This is a genomic window from Empedobacter sp. GD03739 (assembly GCF_029843245.1).
GTDB classification, from domain to species: domain Bacteria; phylum Bacteroidota; class Bacteroidia; order Flavobacteriales; family Weeksellaceae; genus Empedobacter; species Empedobacter falsenii_B.
In genome coordinates, this window is the sequence record NZ_JAOCHX010000115.1 from 1 (window position 1) to 812 (window position 812).

Annotated in this window: 1 protein-coding gene; it reads right to left on the reverse strand. The window is 30.2% G+C overall.

The features are described 5' to 3' along the window. Window positions 1–726: IS982 family transposase (locus N5E64_RS15655; protein WP_280038325.1), on the reverse strand; the 726-nt coding region annotated here is incomplete at its 3' end. Between the last annotated feature and the right edge of the window lie 86 nt (window positions 727–812).

The following is an 812-nucleotide window of genomic DNA, read 5'->3' on the forward strand; positions in this document are numbered from 1 at the left end:
GCATAGTTGAGAAAATAAAGTTTCAATTCTTTTTCGATACTTTTTGAATGGATAAAACTGAGGTTTATACTCTTTTTGATTGGATCTTTTCGGTGTTTCTAATCGAATATTAGCTTCATTAAATAAGTCAATTTGAATTGTTTGCGACAAATAGCCTCTGTCACCAAGTAGCACACAATCTGATAGTTGAGATTTTATATCTTTCAAAAAATGAATATCATGAACAGATGCGGGACTGATATCAATACTCTGGAAAACACCATTTAAAGAACAAACAGCATGAAGTTTATAGCCATAAAAAGACATTTGCTGAGAAGCACAAAAACCTCTATTTGGTGCGCTATACTGATGTTCTTTGCAAATTTTAGAGCGATTAATTCTTGCTATTTTACACACCTCCAACGGCATACTATCAACAATAAAACAATTTTCAAATTCATTAAATTCTTTCGCTAATTTAAGTCGAATACTATTAATTTGCTCTGATAATCTACGTTTTCTACGATTGTAAATACTACGCTCAATTTTACAACTTAGCGCTTTAGGAAGATTTCGAAATAAATGATTTTCACTATCAATACCCATAAATTCAGCTGTTAAAACAAGACTGATGAGTTCTAAATCAAAAAGTTTAGGTCTTCTACGTTGATAAATTAAAAGTGTATCTGTTGATATTTTTCGTAGAACTTCCAATATTCTTTCGTAATTTGCAAGTAAGTTGTTCATTGTAAATGTTTTGTAGTTGAAGCAATTTACTGATTTTCAATCAAATGAACAACTTTATTCTTTAGTAATCAAAATGCACAACGGGT